Source organism: Pseudomonas nitroreducens TX1, assembly GCF_000313755.1.
Taxonomy (GTDB): Bacteria; Pseudomonadota; Gammaproteobacteria; order Pseudomonadales; family Pseudomonadaceae; genus Pseudomonas; species Pseudomonas nitroreducens_A.
Genome location: NZ_AMZB01000128.1, coordinates 103925 through 127168, shown reverse-complemented (window position 1 = coordinate 127168; position 23244 = coordinate 103925). Strand labels below are relative to the sequence as shown.

At 66.2% G+C, this 23244-nt stretch carries 21 protein-coding genes; 11 read left to right on the top strand and 10 right to left on the bottom strand.

The genetic code is table 11. From position 1 onward, the window contains the following. Positions 1-32 precede the first annotated feature (32 nt). From C167_RS0124015 to gshA, 3 genes are all read left to right on the top strand, one after another. Positions 33-2375 carry a Tex family protein gene (locus C167_RS0124015; protein ID WP_017520857.1) on the top strand — a complete coding sequence of 781 codons (2343 nt, stop codon included), beginning with the start codon at positions 33-35 and terminating at the stop codon, positions 2373-2375. 36 nt (positions 2376-2411) lie between these two features. Then, positions 2412-2774, top strand: coding sequence for a PaaI family thioesterase (locus C167_RS32910; protein WP_416774643.1), 363 nt, complete (start codon positions 2412-2414; stop codon positions 2772-2774). 164 nt (positions 2775-2938) lie between these two features. Beyond that, the gene (gene gshA, locus C167_RS0124005) at positions 2939-4525 is read left to right on the top strand and encodes a glutamate--cysteine ligase (protein WP_017520855.1); all 1587 of its coding nucleotides are present in this window, start codon (positions 2939-2941) and stop codon (positions 4523-4525) included. Positions 4526-4562: 37 nt separating this feature from the next. On the opposite strand, the gene argA is transcribed toward gshA, so the two are convergent. Together argA and argE are read right to left on the bottom strand one after the other, a co-directional pair. After that, positions 4563-5861 carry an amino-acid N-acetyltransferase gene (gene argA, locus C167_RS0124000; protein WP_017520854.1) on the bottom strand — a complete coding sequence of 433 codons (1299 nt, stop codon included), beginning with the start codon at positions 5859-5861 and terminating at the stop codon, positions 4563-4565. 187 nt (positions 5862-6048) lie between these two features. Beyond that, the gene (argE, locus tag C167_RS0123995) at positions 6049-7188 is read right to left on the bottom strand and encodes an acetylornithine deacetylase (RefSeq protein WP_017520853.1); all 1140 of its coding nucleotides are present in this window, start codon (positions 7186-7188) and stop codon (positions 6049-6051) included. A gap of 188 nt (positions 7189-7376) precedes the next feature. Between argE and C167_RS0123990 the strand changes: the two genes are divergently transcribed. From C167_RS0123990 to C167_RS0123975, 4 genes are all read left to right on the top strand, one after another. Beyond that, complete coding sequence (locus C167_RS0123990) at positions 7377-8741, top strand: inorganic triphosphatase (protein ID WP_017520852.1); 1365 nt, start codon at positions 7377-7379, stop codon at positions 8739-8741. Between the two features lie 89 nt (positions 8742-8830). Then, positions 8831-10615, top strand: a complete 1785-nt coding sequence (locus C167_RS0123985) for a GspE/PulE family protein (protein ID WP_017520851.1) — start codon at positions 8831-8833, stop codon at positions 10613-10615. A gap of 120 nt (positions 10616-10735) precedes the next feature. After that, a complete protein-coding gene (locus C167_RS0123980; RefSeq protein WP_017520850.1) occupies positions 10736-11662 on the top strand; it encodes an SPFH domain-containing protein in 927 nt (308 codons plus the stop codon). Continuing rightward, complete coding sequence (locus C167_RS0123975; protein WP_017520849.1) at positions 11662-12108, top strand: NfeD family protein; 447 nt, start codon at positions 11662-11664, stop codon at positions 12106-12108. The genes C167_RS0123980 and C167_RS0123975 overlap by 1 nt, the downstream gene beginning before the upstream one ends. A gap of 84 nt (positions 12109-12192) precedes the next feature. Here C167_RS0123975 and lgt read toward each other — a convergent pair whose 3' ends face one another. Further along, a complete protein-coding gene (gene lgt / locus C167_RS0123970) occupies positions 12193-12993 on the bottom strand; it encodes a prolipoprotein diacylglyceryl transferase (protein WP_017520848.1) in 801 nt (266 codons plus the stop codon). Positions 12994-13012: 19 nt separating this feature from the next. Continuing rightward, positions 13013-13795 carry a sulfite exporter TauE/SafE family protein gene (locus tag C167_RS0123965; RefSeq protein ID WP_017520847.1) on the bottom strand — a complete coding sequence of 261 codons (783 nt, stop codon included), beginning with the start codon at positions 13793-13795 and terminating at the stop codon, positions 13013-13015. A gap of 114 nt (positions 13796-13909) precedes the next feature. Here C167_RS0123965 and C167_RS0123960 point away from each other — a divergent pair, with 114 nt between their 5' ends. Next, positions 13910-14656 (top strand): NRDE family protein, encoded by a 747-nt coding sequence (locus C167_RS0123960; RefSeq protein WP_017520846.1) that lies wholly within the window; start codon positions 13910-13912, stop codon positions 14654-14656. Here C167_RS0123960 and C167_RS0123955 read toward each other — a convergent pair. The 3 genes from C167_RS0123955 to C167_RS0123945 form a co-directional block, all read right to left on the bottom strand. Further along, on the bottom strand, positions 14653-15678 hold the full coding sequence (locus C167_RS0123955; protein ID WP_017520845.1) for a sensor domain-containing diguanylate cyclase: 1026 nt from the start codon (positions 15676-15678) through the stop codon (positions 14653-14655). The genes C167_RS0123960 and C167_RS0123955 overlap by 4 nt on opposite strands. A 98-nt stretch (positions 15679-15776) precedes the next feature. Beyond that, positions 15777-18056 carry a phosphoenolpyruvate--protein phosphotransferase gene (ptsP, locus tag C167_RS0123950; RefSeq protein WP_017520844.1) on the bottom strand — a complete coding sequence of 760 codons (2280 nt, stop codon included), beginning with the start codon at positions 18054-18056 and terminating at the stop codon, positions 15777-15779. A gap of 31 nt (positions 18057-18087) precedes the next feature. Next, a complete protein-coding gene (locus C167_RS0123945) occupies positions 18088-18567 on the bottom strand; it encodes an RNA pyrophosphohydrolase (RefSeq protein ID WP_017520843.1) in 480 nt (159 codons plus the stop codon). 147 nt (positions 18568-18714) lie between these two features. On the opposite strand from C167_RS0123945, the gene C167_RS0123940 reads away from it, so the two are divergent. Beyond that, positions 18715-19368, top strand: coding sequence for an HAD family hydrolase (locus tag C167_RS0123940; RefSeq protein WP_017520842.1), 654 nt, complete (start codon positions 18715-18717; stop codon positions 19366-19368). On the opposite strand, the gene C167_RS0123935 is transcribed toward C167_RS0123940, so the two are convergent. The 3 genes from C167_RS0123935 to ilvA all read right to left on the bottom strand — a co-directional run bounded on the left by C167_RS0123935 (position 19355) and on the right by ilvA (position 21914). Then, positions 19355-19840, bottom strand: a complete 486-nt coding sequence (locus C167_RS0123935) for a DUF2269 family protein (RefSeq protein ID WP_017520841.1) — start codon at positions 19838-19840, stop codon at positions 19355-19357. The genes C167_RS0123940 and C167_RS0123935 overlap by 14 nt on opposite strands. 10 nt (positions 19841-19850) lie before the next feature. Further along, positions 19851-20318: a DUF2269 domain-containing protein gene (locus C167_RS0123930; RefSeq protein ID WP_017520840.1), complete on the bottom strand. Its 468-nt coding sequence runs from the start codon at positions 20316-20318 to the stop codon at positions 19851-19853. Between the two features lie 69 nt (positions 20319-20387). Further along, complete coding sequence (ilvA, locus tag C167_RS0123925; protein WP_085988865.1) at positions 20388-21914, bottom strand: threonine ammonia-lyase, biosynthetic; 1527 nt, start codon at positions 21912-21914, stop codon at positions 20388-20390. Between the two features lie 190 nt (positions 21915-22104). On the opposite strand from ilvA, the gene rpiA reads away from it, so the two are divergent. After that, a complete protein-coding gene (gene rpiA, locus C167_RS0123920) occupies positions 22105-22776 on the top strand; it encodes a ribose-5-phosphate isomerase RpiA (protein WP_017520838.1) in 672 nt (223 codons plus the stop codon). A 93-nt stretch (positions 22777-22869) separates the two neighbouring features. Next, positions 22870-23202: a YegP family protein gene (locus C167_RS0123915; protein ID WP_017520837.1), complete on the top strand. Its 333-nt coding sequence runs from the start codon at positions 22870-22872 to the stop codon at positions 23200-23202. Positions 23203-23244 lie beyond the last annotated feature (42 nt).

Sequence of the window (23244 nt, the reverse complement as noted above, 5' to 3'; positions counted from 1 at the left end):
TCCCGTTTTCGATTGGTTTGTCAGGTGGATTTATGGACAGCATCAACACCCGTATCGCCGAAGAGCTTTCCGCACTGCCCTCCGGCCGCGTTCAACCGGAGCAGGTCGCCGCTGCCGTCGCCCTGCTCGATGAAGGCTCCACCGTTCCCTTCATCGCCCGTTACCGGAAAGAAGTCACCGGCAGCCTGGACGACACCCAGCTGCGCATGCTCGAAGAGCGCCTGCGTTACCTGCGCGAGCTGGAAGACCGCCGTGGCGCGATCCTCGCCAGCATCGAGGAACAGGGCAAGCTGACCCCGGAACTGGCCCGCGAGATCAAGCTCGCCGACACCAAGACCCGCCTCGAAGACCTCTACCTGCCCTATAAGCAGAAGCGCCGCACCAAGGGCCAGATCGCCCTGGAAGCCGGCCTGGGCGAGCTGGCCGACGCGCTGTTCAATGACCCGGGCCTGGCCCCGGAAACCGAAGCCGCACGCTTCGTCGATGCCGAGAAAGGCTTCGCCGACACCCGCGCCGTACTCGAAGGCGCCAAGTACATCCTGATGGAGCGCTTCGCCGAGGACGCCACCCTGCTGGACCGTCTGCGCGGCTTCCTCAAGGACAACGCCACCCTCACCGCGCGCGTGGTGCCGGGCAAGGAAACAGAAGGCGCCAAGTTCAGCGACTACTTCGAGCACGACGAGCCGCTGAAGAGCGCCCCGTCGCACCGCGCCCTGGCGATCTTCCGTGGCCGCAACGAAGGTATCCTGAGCGTCGCCCTGAAGGTCGGCGAGGAACTGCCGGGCACCTCGCATCCTTGCGAGGTCATGATCGGCGAGCGGTTCGGCGTCTCCAACCAGGGCCGCCCCGCTGACAAGTGGCTGGCCGAAGTAGTGCGCTGGACCTGGAAGGTCAAGCTCTACACCCACCTGGAAACCGACCTGCTGGGCGAGCTGCGCGACGGCGCCGACGCCGAGGCGATCAACGTCTTCGCGCGCAACCTGCACGACCTGCTGCTGGCCGCTCCGGCCGGCCCGCGCGCCACCCTGGGCCTCGACCCGGGCCTGCGCACCGGCGTGAAGGTCGCCGTGGTCGACGGCACCGGCAAGCTGCTGGACACCGCCACCGTTTACCCGCACGCGCCGAAGAACCAGTGGGACCAGACCATCGCGGTGCTCGCCGCCCTGTGCGCCAAGCATCAGGTGGAGCTGATCGCCATCGGCAACGGCACCGCCAGCCGCGAGACCGACAAGCTGGCCGCCGAGCTGATCAAGAAGTACCCGGCGCTCAGGTGCACCAAGATCATGGTCAGCGAGGCCGGCGCCTCGGTGTACTCGGCCTCCGAGCTGGCCGCCAAGGAATTCCCGGAGCTGGACGTCTCGCTGCGCGGCGCCGTGTCCATCGCCCGACGTCTGCAGGACCCGCTGGCCGAACTGGTGAAGATCGAGCCGAAATCCATCGGCGTCGGCCAATACCAGCACGATGTGTCCCAGCTGCAGCTCGCGCGCAGCCTGGACGCCGTGGTGGAAGACTGCGTGAACGCCGTCGGCGTGGATGTGAATACTGCGTCCGCCGCCCTGCTGGCGCGCATCTCCGGCCTCAACAGCACACTGGCGCAGAACATCGTCTCGCACCGCGACGCCAACGGCGCCTTCAAGACCCGTGACGAGCTGAAGAAAGTCAGCCGCCTGGGCGAGAAAACCTTCGAGCAGGCCGCCGGCTTCCTCCGCGTGATGAACGGCGACAATCCGCTGGATGCCTCCGCGGTGCACCCGGAAACCTACCCGCTGGTGCAACGCATCGCCGCCGATACCGGCCGCGACGTGCGCTCGCTGATCGGCGACTCGAGTTTCCTCAAGCGCCTGGACCCGAAGAAGTTCACCGACGAGCAGTTTGGCCTGCCGACCGTCACCGACATTCTCAAGGAACTGGACAAACCTGGCCGCGACCCGCGCCCGGAGTTCAAGACCGCCGAGTTCCAGGACGGCGTCGAGAGCCTGAAGGACCTCGCCCCCGGCATGGTGCTCGAAGGCGTGGTGACCAACGTCACCAACTTTGGTGCCTTCGTTGACATCGGCGTCCACCAGGACGGCCTGGTGCACATCTCCGCGCTGTCGGAGAAGTTCGTCAAGGACCCGTACGAAGTGGTCAAGGCCGGCGACATCGTCAAGGTGAAGGTCATGGAAGTGGACATTCCGCGCAACCGCGTCGGCCTGTCCATGCGCATGGGCGATACCCCCGGCGAAAAAGTCGACGGTCCGCGTGGCGGCGGTCGTCCCGGCAACGGCGCGCCGCGCGGTGAGCGCAGCGCTGCCCCGCGCCAGCAGGAGAAGGCACCGGCGAACAACGCGATGGCCTCCCTGTTCGCCAACGCCAAGCAACTGAAGAAGAAGTAAGGAAGGTCCATGAGCGAGATGCCCGCCCGCGAGCTGATGATCAGCCGCTTCAGCGAAACCATCGGCGTGCAGCCGATCCGTGTCGCCGACGGCGAAGCCGAGGTGCTGCTGCCGATGGCAGAGCACCTGCACAATCGCGGCAACGTCATGCACGGCGGCGCGCTCTTCACGCTGATGGACATGACCATGGGCCTGGCCTGCTCCAGCGCCCATGGTTTCGACCGGCAGAGCGTCACCCTGGAATGCAAGATCAACTACATCCGCGCGGTCGCCGAGGGCGAAGTGCGTTGTGTGGCGAAAGTCCTGCACGCCGGGCGCCGCTCGCTGGTGGTGGAGGCCGACATCCACCAGGGCGACAAGCTGGTCGCCAAGGGACAAGGCACCTTCGCCCAGCTGTAATTCGCACCGCGACAACTGACCTATGCTGTACGCCGGAGCCCAGGATTTGCGGGCGCCGGCGCAGCGCCTCGATAAAGCCAGGCGACCACGCCGGTTGTTCTCCCCTTGTAGACCGCCCAGTCCACCCCCATAGTGGGGCGATTGCCGTGTGAAGGACTTCCAACTTGAGCGACCAACTCTCCCGCCGCCTGGCCCTGCTTGGCGATGCCGCCAACCTGTCCCTGCTCACCCAGTGCCTGCACGGTATCGAGCGCGAATGCCTGCGCGTCGATGAACGCGGCAAGCTCGCCCTGACCCCGCACCCGCGTGCCCTGGGCTCGGCGCTGACCAACCCGCAGATCACCACGGATTATTCCGAGTCGCTGCTGGAGTTCATCACCCCGACCTCCACCAGCGTCGAAGAGACCCTGCACGAACTGGGTGAAATCCACCGCTTCGCCAGCGGCAAGCTCGACGGTGAATACCTGTGGAGCCCGTCCATGCCCTGCGAGCTGCCGGATGAGGAGACCATCCCGATCGCCCGCTACGGCAGCTCGCACATCGGCCGCCTGAAATACGTCTACCGCAAGGGCCTGGCCCTGCGCTACGGCAAGACCATGCAATGCATCGCCGGCATCCACTACAACTTCTCCCTGCCCGAAGGCATCTGGGAGCTGCTGCGCGAGGAAGAAGGCAGCGAAAAGAGCGCGCGGGACTTCCAGTCGCACCGCTACATCGCGATGATCCGAAACTTCCGCCGCTACAGCTGGCTGCTGATGTACCTGTTCGGCGCATCCCCGGCACTCGACGCCGGCTTCCTGCGCGGCCGCCCGCACGGCCTGGAAGCCTTCGACGAGCACACGCTCTACCTGCCCTACGCCACCAGCCTGCGCATGAGCGACCTGGGCTACCAGAACAACGCCCAGGCCGGCCTGACGCCCTGCTACAACGACCTGGACAGCTACATCGACAGCCTGCGCCGCGCAGTCAGCACGCCCTATGCGCCGTACGAGAAGGTCGGCACCAAGGTCGATGGCGAGTGGGTGCAGCTCAACACCAACATCCTGCAGATCGAGAACGAGTACTACTCGAGCATCCGCCCCAAACGCGTCACCTACACCGGCGAGCGCCCAATCCAGGCGTTGATGGCCCGTGGCGTGCAGTACGTCGAGGCGCGCTGCCTGGACATAAACCCGTTCCTGCCACTGGGCATCGACGTCACCGAGGCGCGCTTCCTCGACGCCTTCCTGCTCTACTGCGCGCTCTCCGACAGCCCGCCGCTGGGTGGTTGCGAGTGCGGCTCGGCCACCAGCAACTTCCTCAAGGTGGTCAAGGAAGGTCGCCGTCCGGGCCTGAAACTGGAACGCGGCGGCCAGCAGATCGAAATGAAGACGTGGGCCGACGCCCTGCTCGACGCCATCGCGCCGATCATCGACCTGCTCGACCGTGCCAACGGCAGCAGCCTGCACGCGCAGAGCCTGGCCGAGCAGCGCGCCAAGGTAGCCGATTCGGACCTGACGCCTTCGGCGAAAGTCCTGGCGGAAATGCGCGAGCGTGGCGAGAGCTTCGAAGCCTTCGCCCTGCGCTACAGCCGACAGCACGCCGAGACGCTGCACAGCGAACCGCTGTCCGCTGACGAGCAAGCGCGCTTCGAAGGCATGGCCAGCGAATCCCTGGCCGAACAGGCGGAGCTGGAGAAGCAGCCCGAGGGCGATTTCGACACCTTCGTCGCCGCTTACCAGGCGAGCATCCTCGGCCTGATCAGCGTCTGAGACAGCACCGCGGCGACCTAGGTCGCCGCGATGTCATTCAGAGGCTCTTCTCGAAGACCTGGGAATTTCGCTGGTAGTTGTACAGCGACGCCCGCGCCGCCGGCAGGCGCTCCACGCTGCTGGGCTGGAAGCCGCGTTCGCGGAACCAGTGGGCGGTACGGGTGGTGAGGACGTAGAGCGTCTTCAGGCCGAGGTTGCGCGCGCGCTGCTCGATGCGCTCCAGCAGGTCGTCACCGCGTCCGCCGTGGCGATACTCCGGGTTCACCGCCAGGCAAGCCAGCTCGCCCGAGTCCGAATCGGCAATGGGATACAGCGCCGCGCACGCGATGATCAGCCCTTCGCGTTCGACGATGCTGAACTGCTCGATCTCGCGTTCCAGCACCTCGCGGGAACGGCGCACCAGGATGCCCTGCTCCTCCAGCGGACGGATCAGTTCCAGCAGTCCACCGACATCCTCGATCCCCGCTTCGCGCAGTTGCTCGAATTGCTCCTGGGCCACCAGCGTGCCGTTGCCGGTGCGGGTGAAGAGTTCGCTGAGCAGCGAACCGTCTTCGGTGTAGCTGACGATATGGCTGCGGCGCACGCCCGCACGGCAGGCCTGGGCAGCCGCATCCAGCAGCTCGCCCTGGTAGCTCGCACCCAGGCGTTCCAGGTGCGCCGGCACCTGCTGCGGGCGCAACTCGCGCACCAGCTTGCCGGCGTCGTCCATCAGGCCGCGCTCGGCTCCATACAGGATCAGCTTGTCCGCGCCCAGGTCGATGGCCGCGCGCATGGCCACGTCCTCGCAGGCGAGGTTGAAGATTTCGCCGGTGGGCGAATAGCCCAGCGGCGAGAGCAGCACGATACTGCGCTCGTCGAGCTGGCGGTTGATGCCCTTGCGGTCGATACGCCGCACTTCGCCGGTATGGTGGTAGTCGATGCCGTCGACCACGCCGATCGGCCGCGCAGTGACGAAGTTGCCGGCAGTCACTCGCAGGCGCGAGCCCTGCATGGGCGAGGCGGCCATGTCCATGGACAGGCGCGCCTCGATGGAAATGCGCAGGCTGCCGACGGCATCGATCACGCAATCCAGGGTCGGCGCATCGGTAACCCGCAGGCCACGGTGGAAGCGTGGCGCCAGCCCGTGGGAGGCCAGGCGCGCCTCGATCTGGGGGCGCGAACCATGAACCAGCACCAGGCGCACGCCCAGGCTGTGCAGCAGCACCAGGTCGTGGACGATATTGCCGAAATTGGGGTCTTCGACGCCCTCGCCGGGGAGCATCACCACGAAGGTGCAGTCCCGGTGCGAGTTGATGTAGGGCGAAGCGTGGCGCAGCCAGTTGACGTAGTCGTGCATTGCTTGAAAAGCCTGTCGTTCGAGTGGGCGGAAATCTGTCGGATGCGGCCGGAGCACGGCCAGGGGCGGCGCGGTTATCGTCGTCGCAGGAACATCGACAGGTTTCTCCTCTTGGATAGGTCGGGCCCGTTGTCGGGGCGCTCTACAGGCAACTCTTCATCAACAGTATCTGACGTCAGGAACCGTCTCACAGACAGTAATGACGGATCAGTCCGCGCAGCAGGTCCACGCATGGCTCGATGCGGTCGAGCTCGAGGTGTTCGTCCGGCTGGTGGGCGCAGGCGATATCGCCGGGGCCCAGCACCAGGGTCTGGCAGCCGAGCTGCTGAAGATACGGTGCTTCGGTGCCAAAGGCTACCGCTTGTGCCGTGTGCCCGGTCAGACTTTCGGCCAGCCGCACCAGTTCGCTCTGTTGCGGTTCCTCGAAGGGCGGCACGGCGGGGAACAACGGCGCGTAGTCGATCTTCACCGCGTGGCGTTCGGCGATGGGTCCGAGCCGCTCGCGAATGGCCTGGCGCAGAGCCTCCGGAGCCATGCCCGGCAGCGGGCGCAGGTCGAACTCCAGCGCGCACTGGCCGCAGATGCGGTTGGGGTTGTCGCCGCCGTGGATGCACCCCAGGTTCAGGGTCGGCTGCGGCACGCTGAATTGCGGGTTGTTGAATTCCTGCTGCCATTGGTTGCGCAGGCCCTGCAACTCGCCCATCACCGCCTGCATCGCCTCCAGCGCGCTGCGCCCAAGGCTCGGGTCGGAGGAATGGCCGCTCTGCCCGAGAATGTCGATGCGCTCCATCATCACGCCCTTGTGCAGGCGGATCGGCTTGAGATTGGTCGGTTCGCCGATCACCGCCGCGCGGCCCAGCGGCCTGCCCGCCTCGGCCAGGGCGCGCGCGCCGGCCATGGAGCTTTCCTCGTCGCAGGTGGCGAGGATGACCAGCGGCTGCTTGAACGGCTGCTCCAGCAGTGGCAGCAGGGCTTCGATGACGAGGGCGAAGAAGCCCTTCATGTCGCAGGAGCCCAGGCCGAACCAGCGCCCGTCGCGCTCGGTCAACCCCAACGGGTCGCTTTTCCACAAGGCTTCGTCGTAGGGCACGGTATCGGTGTGCCCGGCCAGCACCAGCCCGCCGGGGCCGCTGCCCAGGGTGGCGACCAGGTTGAACTTGCCCGGCGACACCGGCTGCATCTCGCAGGCGAAGCCCAGGTCCACCAGCCAGTTGCCCAGCAGCTCGATCACCGGGCGGTTGGACTGGTCCAGGGCCGGTTGGGTGCAACTGACGGACGGGCTCGCGATCAACTGTGCGAAGCGTTGTTTGAGCGGCGGCAACGGCATGGCGTCCTCCGGAAGATTTATCCCCACTATGGACCATGCAGCGGCGCGGTAAAACCTCGCGGCGCCCGGCAGGAACGCCGAAGTCCTGTAAACTGCATGGCTCTGACGTCTTTTTTTGCGCCCGTCGCCCTGCCCCCCGCAAGGCCGCTCGAAGAACCGGGCGCGACCGCTCTGAACCGGACCCCGCCATGCAGAAAGAAACCGAAATCAAACTGCGCGCCAGTCGCGAGACCCTCGAAGCACTGCGCGAGCACCCGGCGCTGAAGAAGCGCAACAAATCCGGCTGGGAGCCCCGCGAGCTGTTCAACCAGTACTACGACACTCCCGCCCGCGACCTGGCCCGCGCCCGCGTGGCGCTGCGCATGCGCAAGGACGGCGAGCAGTTCATCCAGACCCTGAAGACCCGTGGCCAGAGTGTGGCAGGCCTGTCCGAGCGCAACGAGTGGGACTGGTACCTGGAGAAGAACAAGCTCGACCTGAAGAAGCTCGACGACCAGTGCTGGCCGGCCGCCCTGGCCGACCTGGACAAGAAGAGCCTGAAGCCGATCTTCAGCACCGACTTCACCCGCCAGCGCGCCGAGATCGCCTGGGGCCGCGGCAAGGCCAAGGTGGTGATCGAGGCCGCGCTGGACCTGGGCAAGGTCGTCGCCGGCAAGCAGGAAGAAGAAATCTGCGAGCTGGAACTGGAACTGCGCCAGGGCGAGCCCGAGGCGCTACTGGACCTGGCCATCGAACTGGCCGCGGACCTGGCGCTGATGCCCTGCGACATCAGCAAGGCCGAGCGCGGCTACCGCCTGTTCGACCCGGCCAGCTACAGCATCCAGCCCGACACCCAGAAGCTGCTGCACGAAACCCCGCTGGACGGCGCCTTCGCCGCACTGTCCTGGTCGCTGTTGGGCAGCAGCCAGCGCCTGGCCGAGCAGTACCGCTTCAACGGCCACTGGAGTCTGCTGGAAAGCTGGCTGCAGCAGCTGGTCGATCTGCGCGCCCTGCTCGGCAGCCTCGGCCAGGCCGTACCGCGCGCCAGCACCCGCGAGCTGCGCGCAGCCCTCGACGCCTTGATCGCCGACTGGCAGCCGCGCATCGAACAGGGTCGCCACGACGATGCCGTGCGCCAGCAGATGCCCGCCGCCTTCCTTGAGGAACTGGCCAACGTGCGTTGGGGTCAGTTCTCCCTGAGCACCTCGCGCTGGCTGCTGGGCAAGGCCTGGACCCTTGAGCGCAATGACCGCGCCAACCGCCTCGGCGGCTCCGCCGTCGGCAAGTGGCTGCAACGCACCCTGGCCGAAGAGGCCCAGGCCATGCCGCTGCAACGCGCCCAGCAACTACCTGAAGTGCTCGCCGACCAGTTGCCGCGACTGCAGCGCATGCTGGTCTGGCTGCGCCTGGCGCGCGGCGTGCTGGAGCTGCCGGAAACCGACCGCCTGTACGGCGAACTGGCCAAGCTGCAGGAGCTGCTCGTCACTCCCGACGCCGAGGGGCGCCTGGATGCCCTCGCCGCCCAGGCTCATACTGTGCTGACCCTCAAGCCGTGGAAGGCGCTTTTGAAATAACCTTCAGTAGAGCGGCACGTCACCGCTCTGTGCAGGAGCGAGCTTGCTCTGCAGATAAGCCGCTCCCGCCACGACCAACAGGAGTCCGCATGTCCGTCTTTGCCCCATCCGCCCAGGATCGCCTGCTCGACCTGGGCGATATCCTGCGCGAGCTGGTCACCCAGGGCCGCGTCGACCAGAACGACGCGGAACAGTGCCTGGCGATCCGCCGCAGCGCGGTGAAGAACCAGCAGCACCCGCTGGAATTCCTTGCCGCGCAGCAAGTGGAAGACCGCCAGCGGCCGGGGCGCAAGCTGGACCTGGAGACCCTGGTGCACTGGCTGGCGGACTTCTCCGGCCAGCCTTACCAGCGCATCGACCCGCTGAAGATCGACGTCGCCGCACTGACGCCGCTGATGTCCTACGCCTTCGCCCAGCGCCACCAGATCCTCGCGGTGGCGGTGAGCCCGGACGAGGTCACCATCGCCAGCGCGCAGCCCTTCGTGCACGCCTGGGAGAGCAACCTCACCCATGTGCTCAAGCGTCCGATCAAGCGCGTGGTGGCCAACCCGGTGGACATCCAGCGCTTCACCGTGGAGTTCTACCGCCTGGCCAAATCGGTCAGCGGCGCCACCGCCAAGGACCAGAAGATCAGCGGCGTCGGCAACTTCGAACAGTTGCTCAACCTGGGCGCAACCGACCAGGAGCCCGATGCCAACGACGCGCACATCGTCACCATCGTCGACTGGCTGTTCCAGTACGCCTTCCAGCAGCGCGCCAGCGACATCCACATCGAGCCGCGCCGCGAGCAGGGCACGGTGCGCTTTCGTATCGACGGCGTGCTGCACAACGTCTACCAGTTTCCGCCGCAGGTCACCATGGCGGTGGTCAGCCGCCTGAAATCCCTGGGCCGCATGAACGTTGCCGAGAAGCGCAAGCCGCAGGACGGCCGGGTGAAGACCAAGACCCCGGAAGGCGCCGAGGTGGAGCTGCGCCTGTCGACCCTGCCAACGGCTTTCGGCGAGAAGATGGTGATGCGCATCTTCGACCCGGAGGTACTGCTCAAGTCCTTCGACCAACTCGGCTTCTCCCCGGACGACCTGCGCCGCTGGGAGAGCATGACCAGCCAGCCCAACGGCATCATCCTCGTCACCGGCCCCACGGGTTCGGGCAAGACCACCACGCTCTACACCACGCTCAAACAACTGGCGACCGACGAGGTGAACCTCTGCACCATCGAGGATCCGATCGAGATGATCGAGCCCTCGTTCAACCAGATGCAGGTGCAGCACAACATCGACCTGACCTTCGCCAGCGGCGTGCGTGCCCTGCTGCGCCAGGACCCGGACATCATCATGGTCGGCGAGATCCGTGACCTGGAGACCGCCGAGATGGCGATCCAGGCGGCGCTCACCGGCCACCTGGTGCTGTCCACCCTGCACACCAACGACTCGCCCACTGCCATCACCCGCCTGCTGGAACTGGGCGTGCCCTATTACCTGATCCGCGCCACCGTGCTCGGTGTCATGGCCCAGCGCCTGGTGCGTACCCTGTGCCCGCACTGCAAGGCGCCGATGGAGCTGCGCGAGGAGGACTGGCAGGAAGTCACCCGCCCGTGGAACGCCCCGCTGCCCACCGGCGCGCACCAGGCGGTGGGTTGCCTGGAGTGCCGCGACACTGGCTATCGGGGACGCGCCGGGGTCTACGAGATCATGCTGCTGAGCGAATCGCTGAAGGAGCTGATCACCGCCGACACCGACCTCATCCCGCTGCGCCGCCAGGCCTTCAAGGAAGGCATGCGCAGCCTGCGGCTGTCCGGTGCGCAGAAGGTCGCGGCCGGCCTGACGACCATCGAGGAAGTGCTGAGGGTGACGCCGCAAAGCGAGCAGAAATAAGCCGCCCGTCAGTCGCTTGAGAAAAGTCCCCAGGCGACTGCTGCACTTTCCTGCATGCCAGCCTGGCGTGCCGGTTACACTCGATGCTCCTCTATCCACGCCAGACAAGGAGTCCTTTGCATGGAAATCGGCAGCGTCGCCCTGCTCTTCGTCATTCTCGCCATCGTTATCGTCCTCATGGGGTTCAAGGTCGTGCCCCAGGGCTACGAATGGACCATCGAGCGCTTCGGCCGCTACACCGTCACCCTGAAGCCGGGCCTGAGCATCATCATCCCGGTGGTGGACCGCGTCGGCCAGAAGATCAACATGATGGAGCGCGTGCTCGACGTGCCGCCGCAGGAGGCCATCAGCGCCGACAACGCCATCGTGCAGATCGACGCCGTGTGCTTCTTCCAGGTGGTCGACGCGGCGCAGGCGGCCTACGAAGTGAGCGGGCTGGAAAACGCCGTGCGCAACCTGGTGATGACCAACATCCGCACCGTGCTCGGCTCCATGGAGCTGGACCACATGCTCAGCCAGCGCGACGCGATCAACGAACGCCTGCTGCGCACCGTCGACGAGGCCACTGCGCCCTGGGGCCTGAAGGTCACCCGCATCGAGATCAAGGACATCAGCCCGCCGGCCGACCTGGTGGAAGCCATGGCCAGCCAGATGAAGGCCGAGCGCTTGAAGCGTGCGCAGATCCTCGAAGCCGAAGGCCGCCGCGCCGCTGAAATCCTCACCGCCGAGGGCAAGAAGCAGGCACAGATCCTCGAAGCCGAGGGCCTGCGCCAGTCGGCTTTCCTCGAATCCGAAGCCCGCGAGCGCCAGGCCGAGGCCGAAGCCAAGGCGACCCAGGTGGTCTCCGAAGCCATCGCCAGCGGCAACGTGCAGGCGATCAACTACTTCGTCGCACAGAAGTACGTCGACGCCCTCGGCCAACTGGCCAGCTCCAACAACAGCAAGATCGTGCTGATGCCGCTGGAAGCCAGCCAGGTGATCGGCGCGGTCGGCGGCATCGGCGAGATCGTCAAGGCCACCTTCGGCGACACCAAGGGCCGTAGCTGATGGGCGCCTTTCTCCAGAACCTCGGCTTCTGGGACTGGCTGGGCCTGGGCATCGTCCTGCTGATCCTGGAAATCTTCGGCGCCGGCGGCTACCTGCTGTGGATCGGTATCGCCGCCGCGCTGACCGGCGTGCTCTCCTTCCTCGTGCCGGGTCTGGACTGGGTCTGGCAGTGCCTGGCCTTCGGCGTGCTGGCGATCCTCACCGCGCTGTACTGGTGGAACCATCAGCGCCTCAACAAGCGCCAGGCCGTCCCCTCCAGCCTCAACCGCCGCGGCAGCGAGCTGGTCGGCCGGCAGTTCGCCCTGCACGACGCCATCGTCGGCGGTCGCGGCAAGATTCGCGTCGGCGACAGCGTCTGGCTGGTCAGCGGGCCGGATTTGCCGGCAGGCGCGCCGGTGCGCGTAACCAGGCAGGATGGCGTGCTGCTGATCGTCGAGCCCGTCTGACACGGAATCTGTAGGAGCGAGCTCGCTCCTACAAAAACCATGAAAAAGCCCGCCAATCGGCGGGCTTTTTCATTCAGGCGATGCTCAGCTCGCGGCCGGCTGCGCCGGGGCGCGGCGGTAGGCCCAGACCATCAGCCCGATACCGCCCAGCACCATCGGCACGCACAGCACCTGGCCCATGGTCAGCCAGCCCCACGCCAGGTAGCCCAACTGGGCATCCGGCACGCGGACGAACTCGACAATGAAGCGGAAGATGCCGTAGCACAGCACGAACAGGCCGGACACCGAGGCCGTCGGGCGTGGCTTGCGAGTGAACAGCCAGAGCACCACGAACAGCGCCACGCCTTCCAGCGCGAACTGGTACAGCTGCGATGGGTGGCGCGGCTCCGGGCCGCCGGTGGGGAAGACCATCGCCCAGGGCACGTCGGACACCTTGCCCCACAGCTCGCCGTTGATGAAGTTGCCAATGCGCCCGGCGCCCAGGCCGATCGGCACCAGCGGCGCGATCAGGTCCATCAGCTGGAAGAAGCTCTTGTTGTTGCGCTTGCCGAACCACCAGGTGGCCAGCATCACGCCGATCAGGCCACCGTGGAAGGACATGCCGCCCTTCCAGACCTCGAAGATCAGCGTCGGATTGGCGATGTACTCGTCCAGGTTGTAGAACAGCACGTAGCCCAGGCGACCGCCCAGGACCACGCCGCAGGCCACCCAGAACACCAGGTCGGAGAGCTTCTCCTTGGTCCAGGTCGGGTCGAAGTCCTTCAGCCTGCGCGACGCCAGCAGCCAGGCGCCGCCGATGCCAATCAGGTACATCAGGCCGTACCAGTGGATTTTCAGCGGCCCGAGCGACAAGGCAACCGGGTCGATCTGTGGATAAGGCAGCATCCGCTTCTCCTAGCAGGAATCAGATCAGGAAACTCAAGCCCACGCTGAACAGCAGCAGGGCGAACAAACGCTTCAGGACTTTCGCCGGCAGGCGATGCGCCAGCCGCGCCCCGATGCGGGCAAAGAACATGCTGGTGACGGCAATGCCCACCAGTGCCGGGAGGTAGACGAAACCCAGGCTCAGCTCCGGCAGTTTTTCGTTGTGCCAGCCGACCGCGACGAAGGATATCGCGCCGGCGATGGCAATCGGCAGGCCGCACGCCGAGGAAGTCGCAACCGCCTGTTGCATGGAGACGCCCCGCCAGGACAGGAAAGGCACGGTCAGCGAGCCGCCGCCGATGCCGAAGATCGCCGACGCCCAGCCCACCACACCGCCAGCAACACCCATGCCGAACCGCCCGGGCAGCCCTCGTTCGCCCCGGGGCTGCAGGCCCAGCGCCATCTGGATCGACACCAGGATGGCGAAGCTGCCGATGATTTTCTGCAGCACCGGCCCCTGGATCTTCGACGCAGTGACAGCACCCAGCGCGCCGCCGACCAGAATGCCGACGGTCATCCAGGCAAATACCGGCCAGAGCACGGCGCCCCGGCGGTGATGTTCGCGGATCGAGTTGATCGAGGTGAAGATGATGGTTGCCAGCGAAGTGCCCACCGCCATCTGGGTCAGCACATCGGGTGAAAAGCCATGGGCAGTAAAACTGAACACCAGCGCCGGGACGATAATCAACCCGCCGCCGACGCCAAACAGGCCGGCGAGCACGCCAGCGCAGGCGCCAAGCACCAGGTAGAGCACGAACTCCATGGGCAACCTCGGCCAATAAAGCGGGCATGGTAGCCGAAGGCTCCGGGGCGCTCCAGCCACTCCGGGTCTTCGGCGGATGTTGATAGACTGCCGGCACACTACGGAGTTCGCCCCATGTGCCTGATCGTCTTCGCCTGGCGTCCCGGCCACGCCACGCCCCTGATCGTCGCGGCCAACCGCGATGAATTCTACGCCCGCCCGGCCTTGCCGCTGGCGGCCTGGGAAGAATATCCCGGCCTTTACGCCGGCCGTGACCTGGAGGCCGGCGGCACCTGGCTGGGCGTGGCGCCGGATGGCCGCTTCGCCGCCCTGACCAACGTGCGCGACCCCGGCCAACCGCTGGGCCCGCGCTCCCGCGGCGAGCTGGTGGCGGCTTACCTGCAGGGCCGCCAATCACCGCTGGAGTACCTGCAGCAGGTCGCCCGCCGCGCTTCGGACTACAGCGGCTTCAACCTGCTGGTAGGCGACCGTGCGCAACTCTGCTACTTCAACCCGCGCGTCGGTCCGCCGGTGGCAGTGGCGCCGGGTGTGCACGGGCTGTCCAATGCCGCGCTGAACACCCCCTGGCCCAAGCTGACCCGTGCGCGCAATGCGCTGGAAGCCGCGCTCGACAGGCCTGACACCCGCACACTGGTCGGATTGCTGGCAGACAACCGCCAGCCCGATGATGCGGAGCTGCCGGAAACCGGCGTCGGCCTGGCCACCGAGCGCCTGCTCTCAAGCGTGTTCATCGCCAGCCCAACCTACGGCACCCGCGCCAGCACTGCGCTGATCGTCCACGCCGATGGCCGCCGCGACATGCTGGAGCACAGTTTCGGCCCCAGCGGCGCGCGGCTGGGCGAGGTTGTCCTGACCCTCTAGCAGACGACGATGCAGTCGCGCTGGCGCTTGGCACGGTACAGCGCGTCATCCAGCCGGCGCATCATCACCATCAGGTCTTCGCCGGGCTGCATCTGGGTCACAGAGAAGCTGGCGGTGAGTTGCGTCGGCAGGGAAACGTCCGCCCGGCGCAGGCTCAGGCGCAGCCGTTCGGCGAGCTCCCGCGCCGCTTCGCTGGGGGTTTCCGGCAGCAGCACGATGAATTCCTCGCCGCCCCAGCGGGCGAAGCAGTCCTCCTCGCGCAGGCGCCGCCGCACCACTTCGGCGACCGCCACCAGCACGCGATCGCCGGCCTGATGGCCGAGACTGTCATTGATGCGCTTGAAGTGGTCCAGGTCGAACATCATCAGTGAGCAACCATGGCCATGGCGTTGCAGGCGCTGCCATTCGGCGTGCAACTGCTGCTCGAAGCGCCGACGGTTGGCGATCTGCGTCAGCGGATCGATCTCGGCCAGGCGCTGGGCGACGGCAGCCTGCTCGGCCAGCGCCTGGTTGGCCTGGCGCAAGGCCTCGGTGCGCTGCAGCACCAGGTACTCCAGGCTCAGGTTGAGCTGGTGCAGTTCGTGGTTCTTTTCCTGCAATGCCAGCTCCGCGAGCTTGCGCTCATGGATGTTGCGGTGCGCGCCGATCATCCGCGTCGGTTTGCCATCGGCGTCGAATTCGAAGAAGCGCCCGTGGTCGCTGACCCACAGATAATTGCCATCCTGGCAGCGGCAGCGGTACTCCTCGCGGTAGACGCCGCTGCGACCTTGCACATAGGCATCGAAGGCGAACATGACCCGTTCGAAATCATCGGGATGAATGATCTCGTGCCAGGTGATGACATTTTCCGGAAGACTGCCCGGGTCATAGCCCAGCATGGCGTACCAGCTCGGACTGCGGGTGACGTGATTGGTGCGGATGTCCCAGTCCCAGATGCCATCGCTGACGATGCTCAGGGCATAGCGCAGGGTACGGGCGCTGTCGCTGGCTTGTGTGCAGGGATTTTGGTCGAGCTTTTCCATAAGCTGCGTCCCGGCCGGTCTTCCAGCCTTGTTTCTTCGTCCGCCCTGCAGTGATGCACGTATCCGTCAGGGGTCTTTCGCCAAGGGCTGCTGCAGCGTCAGGCCTGGATGGTCGCCGCCGGGTTGATCACACGGCCCAGCCCCAGGTTGCGCAGAGCCAGGTGCAGCGAACTGTGGATGACCTGCGGGTTGTCGAAGGTCATCAGTTGGCCGAGCAGTTCGCGAGCCTTGGACAAGGTCATCTGGCGCAGCAGCCATTTAACCTTAGGCAAGTTGGTGGCGTTCATCGACAGGGAATCGAAGCCCATGGCCATCAACAGCACGGCGGCGGCGGGATCACCGGCCATTTCTCCGCAAATGCTCACCGGCTTGCCTTCGGCGTGGGAGTCGTCGACTACCTTCTTCAGCGCCTGCAGCACGGCCGGGTGCAGGTAGTCGTAGAGATCGGCGACGCGCGGGTTGTTGCGGTCCACCGCCAGCAGGTACTGGGTCAGGTCGTTGGAGCCGACCGAGAGGAAGTCCACCTGGCGCGCCAGTTCGCGGGTCTGGTACACGGCCGCGGGGATTTCCACCATCATGCCGATCGGCGGCATGGGGATGTCGACGCCTTCGTCGCGCACCTCGCCCCAGGCGCGGTGGATCAGGTGCAGCGCCTCTTCCAGCTCGTGGGTGCCGGAGATCATCGGCAGCAGGATGCGCAGGTTGTCCAGGCCTTCACTGGCCTTGAGCATGGCGCGGGTCTGCACCAGGAAGATTTCCGGGTGGTCAAGGGTGACGCGGATACCGCGCCAGCCGAGGAAGGGGTTGTCTTCCTTGATCGGGAAGTAGGACAGCGCCTTGTCGCCGCCGATGTCCAGGGTGCGCATGGTCACCGGCAGCGGATGGAAGGCGGAGAGTTGCTCGCGGTAGATGGCGAGCTGTTCCTTCTCGCTGGGGAAGCGGTCGTTGATCATGAACGGCACTTCGGTGCGGTACAGCCCGACACCCTCGGCGCCGCGCTCCTGGGCGCGCGCCACGTCCGCCAGCAGGCCGGTGTTGACCCACAGCGGCATGCGATGGCCGTCCAGCGTCTCGCAGGGCAGCTCGCGCAGCGCGGCCAGGCCCTTGCTCAGTTCCTTCTCTTCGGCGACCACTTCGCCGTACTGCTTGACCAGCTGCGGCGAGGGGTTGGTATAGATCTCGCCGTGGTAGCCGTCGACGATCAGGTCGATGCCGTCGACCTTGGAATACGGCAGGTCGACCGCGCCCATCACCGTGGGGATACCCATGGCGCGGGCGAGGATGGCGACGTGGGAGTTGCCCGAGCCGAGCACCGAGATCAGGCCCACCAGCTTGCCTTCGGGCACCTCGCCGAGCATGGCCGGCGACAGCTCCTCGCTGACGATGATGGTCTGGTCGGGGTAGGTCAGCGACTGCTTACGCTCTTCCTGGAGGTAGGCCAGGATGCGCCGGCCGATATCCTTGACGTCCGATGCGCGCTCGCGCAGGTAGGCGTCGTCCATCAGTTCGAAGCGCTGCACGTGCTCCATGACCACCTGGCGCAGGGCGCCCTGTGCCCACTGGCCGGTGCGGATGATGCGTTTGACTTCGAGGCCGATGGAAGCGTCGTCGAGCATCATCAGGTAGACGTCGAACAGCGCCCTCTCTTCCTTGCGCAGCTGGGTGGCCAGCTTGCTGGAGAGGTTGCGCATGTCTTCGCGGACCGATTCCAGCGCCTGCTTGAAGCGCTCGACCTCGGCCTCGACATCGTCGATGGGTTTGTCCGGGACCACTTCGAGATCGGCCGGCGGCAGGACCACTACGGCCTTGCCCACGGCCACGCCGGGCGCGCCGGGGACGCCGACGAACTTGGCTTCGCTGATGCCCTTGCCCATCTTGCCCAGGCCGCGGATCGAGCCGGTGGCTTCGGCGTGGGCGATAACACCGGCGAGCTGCGCGCTCATAGTGACGAGGAAGGCTTCCTCGCCCTCGTCGAACTGGCGCTTTTCCTTCTGCTGCACGACCAGAACGCCCATCACCCGGCGGTGGTGGATGATCGGCGCGCCGAGGAAGGAGGCGTAGCGTTCCTCGCCGGTCTCGGCGAAGTAGCGGTAACGGGGGTGTTCGGAGGCGTTCTCGAGGTTCAGCGGCTCCTCGCGGGTGCCGACCAGGCCGACCAGGCCCTCGTTGGGTGCCATGCTGACCTTTCCGATGGAGCGCTTGTTCAGGCCCTCGGTGGCCATCAGCACGAAGCGGTTGCTCTCCGGGTCCAGCAGGTAGACCGAGCACACCTGGGTGCCCATCGCCTCCTTCACGCGCTGCACGATGATGCCCAGCGCCGCCTTGAGGTCCTTGGCGGAGTTCACTTCCTGGACGATCTTACGCAGCGTGTTGAGCATGGCGTGGGGGTCTAACTCCTTGAACTTCGTGCTAGTCGCGCGCCAGGAGGCGCGGTGCCAATTCCTTCAGTGCCCGGCGGTAGACCTCGCGCTTGAAGGTCACGACCTGGCCCAGCGGGTACCAGTAGCTCACCCATTTCCAGCCGTCGAATTCGGGTTTGCCGGTCACATCCATGCGCACCCGGCTTTCCTCGCCGGTCAGGCGTAGAAGGAACCACTTCTGTTTCTGCCCGATGCACAGCGGCTGGCTGTTGGTACGCACCAGGCGTTGCGGCAGGCGGTAACGCAGCCAGCCCCGGGTACAGGCGAGGATCTTGACGTCCTGCTCTTCCAGGCCGACTTCTTCGTTCAGTTCGCGGTACAGCGCTTCCTCAGGGGTTTCGCGGGCGTTGATGCCGCCCTGGGGAAATTGCCAGGCTTCCTGGTTGATGCGCCGTGCCCACAATACCTGTCCGACATCGTTGCAAAGGATGATGCCGACATTGGGGCGAAAACCATCGGGATCGATCACGGCGGTACATCCTCGAAATCGCGTGTGCCCGCATTGTTCCACAAAGCTTGTGACAGCGGCAACGCGGGCTTCGGCGTCCTGTGCCAGGTGGGCAAAAGCCGTTACTCTAGGCGACTTTTCCGTATTGGCAACTGGCGGTAATCCATCGTGCGACTGGCTCTCTTCGATCTCGACAACACCCTCCTGGCTGGCGACAGCGACCACAGCTGGGGCGAATGGCTGTGCCAGCGGGGGCTGGTGGATGCTGGCGAGTACCAGGCGCGCAACGATGCCTTCTATGCCGACTACATGGCCGGTACCCTCGACGTATTCGCCTACCAGGCCTTCACCCAGGCGATCCTGGGCCGCAACAGCCTGGAGCAGCTGGCCATCTGGCACCGCCAGTTCATGGAGGAAGTGATCGAACCCATCGTCCTGGCCAAGGGCGAGGCGCTGCTGGCCGAGCACCGCGCCGCCGGCGACAAGCTGGTGATCATCACCGCCACCAACCGCTTCGTCACCGGGCCGATCGCCGAACGCCTGGGCGTGGAAACCCTGATCGCCACGGAGTGTGAGATGGACAACGGCCTCTACACCGGCCGCACCTTCGACGTGCCCTGCTTCCAGGGCGGCAAGGTGACCCGCCTGAACCGCTGGCTGCAGGAAACCGGGCTGACTCTGGACGACGCCTACTTCTACAGCGACTCGCGCAACGACCTGCCGCTGCTGGAGCTGGTCGCCAACCCGGTGGCGGTGGACCCCGACGACACCCTGCGCGCCGTCGCTATCGAGCGCGGCTGGCCGGTAATCAGCCTGCGCTGAGGGCTCCGAAGCCCTTGTTGACCATCAGGTAGAAGATCGCCAGGAACGCCAGGAACGCCGGCCAACCCAGGGCGAACCACCCGCGCATATAGAGGAAGGCTCGCGGCGGCAACGCGGTGCCTTCCCGGTGCGCAGCCTCGGCCATGTTCCGCACGCGAATCTGCAGCCAGACCACCGGCAGCCAGCAGGCGCCCGCGAACATATAAAGCCCCAGGCTCCACAGCAGCCAGCCCGAGTCCAGCGGCCAGCCGGCCATGTGCGCCATGGCGATGCCACTCAGCGGCTGGAACACCGCCGTGGTGGCGATGAACAGCCAGTCGGCGGTGACCAGGTGGCGGAAGGTGATGCGGATGGCGTCCAGGTTGCCGCTGCGCCAGGCGCGCCAGCTGTAGTAGGCCGAGCCCAGGCCGGTGCCGAACAGCAGCGTGGAAGAGAGGATGTGCAGGGTCTTGAGCAGCAGGTAGAGGTTCACGCGGCGGGCATCACACCGGCTTGCTGATCATCAGCACCAGGATGGCAACCACGCACAGCAGCGCCAGCGCGAAAAAGGCCAGGCCGAACTTCCATTGCCGCGCCGCACCGGCAGCGATCGGTTCGCCACTGCCCTGCGCCGCCAGCGCCAGGTCGCGGATGCGCCACAGGCGGGTGGTGAAGAGCAACCAGAAGATCGTCGCGACGATCAGCAGGCAGGCGCTGCCCAGCAACCAGGTCTGGCCCAGCGGCCAGCCGACGGTCTGCACCATGCGATAGCCGCTGACCGGCAGGCTGGCGACGCTGCCGGCGACCAGCACCCAGCCGATCAGGCCGATGCGCTGCAGCGCCTTGGCGATCACCCCGGCGTCACCGCCACGCCAGCTGCGCCAGCCGTACCAGGCCAGGCCGATGATGGCGAGGAAGGGCAGCACGGCGGCGATGCCGTGGAGGATGCGCAAGGTCTGCAGGCTTTCCATTTCAATTCCCTGTGAAGAAGACGGCGATGCGACAAGCCTAGCAGCAGTCGCGCCGCCCCGGCCTGGTCCTCAGCCGAGGAACAGGCGGTAAGCCGGGTTGTCCGTCTCGTCCCAGTAGGGGTAGCCGATCTCATCGAGCGCGGCCGCCACCAGGTGGCGCTCTTCTTCCGGCACTTGCAGGCCCGCGACTACACGGCCGTCGGCGGCGCCGTGGTTGCGGTAGTGGAACAGGGTGATGTTCCAGCGCCCGCCCAGGCGGTTGAGGAAGTTGAACAGCGCCCCGGGGCGCTCGGGGAACTCGAAGCGGAACACCTGCTCGCCGGAAACGCGCGGCGAATGGCCGCCGACCATGTGGCGGATGTGCAGTTTGGCGAGCTCGTTGTCGGTCAGGTCCAGCACCGGGAAGCCCTGGTCCTGCAGCTGCTGCACCAGCGCCGCGCGCGGGTCGTTTTCCGGATGCGTCTGCACGCCAACGAAGATGTGCGCCTCGCTGTCGGTGTTGTAGCGGTAGTTGAACTCGGTGATCTGGCGCTTGCCGATGGCCTCGCAGAAGGCCTTGAAGCTGCCCGGGCGCTCGGGGATGGTCACGGCGATGATCGCCTCGCGCTTCTCGCCCAGCTCCGCACGCTCGGCCACGTGGCGCAGGCGGTCGAAGTTGATGTTGGCGCCCGAATCGATGGCGACCAGGGTCTCGCCCTTCACGCCTTCGCGCTCGACGTACCGCTTGATCCCGGCCACCGCCAGCGCGCCGGCCGGTTCGGTGATCGAACGGGTGTCGTCGTAGATGTCCTTGATCGCCGCGCAGATCTCGTCAGTACTGACGGTGATCACCTCGTCGACGTAGTCCTTGCACAGCTCGAAGTTGTGCTTGCCGATCTGTGCCACGGCCACGCCGTCGGCGAACAGCCCGACCTGGCCGAGCACCACGCGCTCGCCGGCGGCCTTGGCGGCCTGCAGGCAGTTGGAGTCGTCCGGCTCGACGCCGATGACCTTGATCTCCGGGCGCAGGTATTTGACGTAGGCGGCGATGCCGGCGATCAGGCCGCCGCCGCCGACGGGCACGAAGATCGCGTCGATGCGGCCCGGGTTCTGGCGGAGGATTTCCATCGCCACGGTGCCCTGGCCGGCGATCACGTCCGGATCGTCGTAGGGATGGATGTAGACGTAGCCCTTCTCTTCCACCAGCTTGAGCGAATGCGCCAGCGCATCGGGGAAGGCATCGCCGTGCAGCACGGCCTTGCCGCCGCGGGCGCGTACGCCCTGGACCTTCAGCTCCGGCGTGGTACGCGGCATCACGATGGTCGCCTTGATGCCCAGTTCGCGGGCGGCCAGCGCCACGCCCTGGGCGTGATTGCCGGCGGAGGCGGTGACCACGCCGCGGGCGAGTTCTTCCGGGCTCAGCTGCGCCAGCTTGTTGTAGGCGCCGCGGATCTTGAAGGAGAACACCGGCTGCAGGTCTTCGCGCTTGAGCAGAATCTGGTTGCCCAGGCGCTCGGAGAGCTGGCGGGCGGGCTGCAGGGGCGTTTCCACGGCAACGTCGTAGACACGCGAGGTGAGGATCTTCTTGACGTAGTGTTCGAGCATCGGAAGGGCTATATCGGCGGCTTTTCGAGGAACCGCGAGTCTACTCCAGCGGGCGCGGCGCGGGCCACCGAACAATCCGCGCGCAGATGACCGTAACAGTTGCCCGGCGGCGCAACACCGGCGCGCCATCGACCGCTATAATCCGCCCTTTCGATTATTCCCCGGCGCTTTCGCGCCCAGCCAGGTAAGAAGACCCTTCGCCATGAACCAGGATCAGCTCAAGCAGGCAGTGGCCCAGGCCGCCGTCGACCACATCCTTCCGCACCTCGACAGCAAGAGCATCGTCGGCGTGGGCACCGGCTCCACCGCCAACTTCTTCATCGACCTGCTGGCCAAGCACAAGGCCGAGTTCGACGGCGCCGTGGCCAGCTCCGAAGCCACTGCCCAGCGCCTGAAGGGCCATGGCATCCCGGTCTACGACCTGAACAGCGTCAGCGAGCTGGAGTTCTATGTGGACGGCGCCGACGAGACCAACGAGCGCCTGGAGCTGATCAAGGGCGGCGGCGCCGCACTGACCCGCGAGAAGATCGTCGCGGCGGTCGCCAAGCAGTTCATCTGCATCGCCGACGCCAGCAAGCTGGTGCCGATCCTCGGCGGCTTCCCGCTGCCGGTGGAAGTCATCCCCATGGCCCGCAGCCACGTGGCGCGCCAGCTGGTGAAGCTGGGCGGCGACCCGGTGTACCGCGAGGGCGTGCTGACCGACAACGGCAACATCATCCTCGACGTGCACAACCTGCGCATCGACAGCCCGGTGCAACTGGAAGAAGCGATCAACAACATCGTCGGCGTGGTCACCAACGGCCTGTTCGCAGCGCGCCCGGCTGATTTGCTGCTGCTGGGCACCGCTGAAGGCGTGAAGACGCTCGAGGTCTGAGCCCGCGAGGCGCCATCCGCCGGATGGCGCCTTCCAGAGCGCCTGCTGCCGTCTACGCTGGGATGACCGAGTCCTTCCGCAAGGAGATGCAGCATGGCCGCCAAGTACCATCTGAAGAAGGCCAGTGATGGCCAGTTCCTCTTCAACCTCCACGCCAGCAATGGCGAGATCGTCCTGACCAGCGAGCTCTACAAGGCCAAGCCTTCGGCCCTGGGCGGCATCGAGTCAGTGCGCAGCAACTCCCAGCGCGAGGGCGCCTTCGAAATCAAGGTCGCCAGCAACGGCAAGCATTACTTCGTGCTCAAGGCCAGCAAAGGCCAGGTCGTCGGGCAGAGCCAGATGTACGCCAGCAAGGCCACCGCCGACGCCGGGGTGACAGCGGTCAAACGCTATGCACCAGAAGCGCCGATCAGCGACGACACCTGATAACGCACTGACTTGGTGAGCGCCCCCGCGCGCATGCCTTTC

Bases quoted from the DNA above. Each gene is read 5' to 3' on its own strand.
- C167_RS0124015 (WP_017520857.1), top strand. From the start codon at position 33: ATGGACAGCATCAACACCCGTATCGCCGAAGAGCTTTCCGCACTGCCC.
- C167_RS32910 (WP_416774643.1), top strand. From the start codon at position 2,412: ATGATCAGCCGCTTCAGCGAAACCATCGGCGTGCAGCCGATCCGTGTC.
- argA (WP_017520854.1), bottom strand. From the start codon at position 5,861: ATGCACGACTACGTCAACTGGCTGCGCCACGCTTCGCCCTACATCAAC.
- argE (WP_017520853.1), bottom strand. From the start codon at position 7,188: ATGCCGTTGCCGCCGCTCAAACAACGCTTCGCACAGTTGATCGCGAGC.
- C167_RS0123990 (WP_017520852.1), top strand. From the start codon at position 7,377: ATGCAGAAAGAAACCGAAATCAAACTGCGCGCCAGTCGCGAGACCCTC.
- C167_RS0123985 (WP_017520851.1), top strand. From the start codon at position 8,831: ATGTCCGTCTTTGCCCCATCCGCCCAGGATCGCCTGCTCGACCTGGGC.
- C167_RS0123980 (WP_017520850.1), top strand. From the start codon at position 10,736: ATGGAAATCGGCAGCGTCGCCCTGCTCTTCGTCATTCTCGCCATCGTT.
- C167_RS0123975 (WP_017520849.1), top strand. From the start codon at position 11,662: ATGGGCGCCTTTCTCCAGAACCTCGGCTTCTGGGACTGGCTGGGCCTG.
- lgt (WP_017520848.1), bottom strand. From the start codon at position 12,993: ATGCTGCCTTATCCACAGATCGACCCGGTTGCCTTGTCGCTCGGGCCG.
- C167_RS0123965 (WP_017520847.1), bottom strand. From the start codon at position 13,795: ATGGAGTTCGTGCTCTACCTGGTGCTTGGCGCCTGCGCTGGCGTGCTC.
- C167_RS0123960 (WP_017520846.1), top strand. From the start codon at position 13,910: ATGTGCCTGATCGTCTTCGCCTGGCGTCCCGGCCACGCCACGCCCCTG.
- C167_RS0123955 (WP_017520845.1), bottom strand. From the start codon at position 15,678: ATGGAAAAGCTCGACCAAAATCCCTGCACACAAGCCAGCGACAGCGCC.
- ptsP (WP_017520844.1), bottom strand. From the start codon at position 18,056: ATGCTCAACACGCTGCGTAAGATCGTCCAGGAAGTGAACTCCGCCAAG.
- C167_RS0123930 (WP_017520840.1), bottom strand. From the start codon at position 20,318: ATGGAAAGCCTGCAGACCTTGCGCATCCTCCACGGCATCGCCGCCGTG.
- rpiA (WP_017520838.1), top strand. From the start codon at position 22,105: ATGAACCAGGATCAGCTCAAGCAGGCAGTGGCCCAGGCCGCCGTCGAC.
- C167_RS0123915 (WP_017520837.1), top strand. From the start codon at position 22,870: ATGGCCGCCAAGTACCATCTGAAGAAGGCCAGTGATGGCCAGTTCCTC.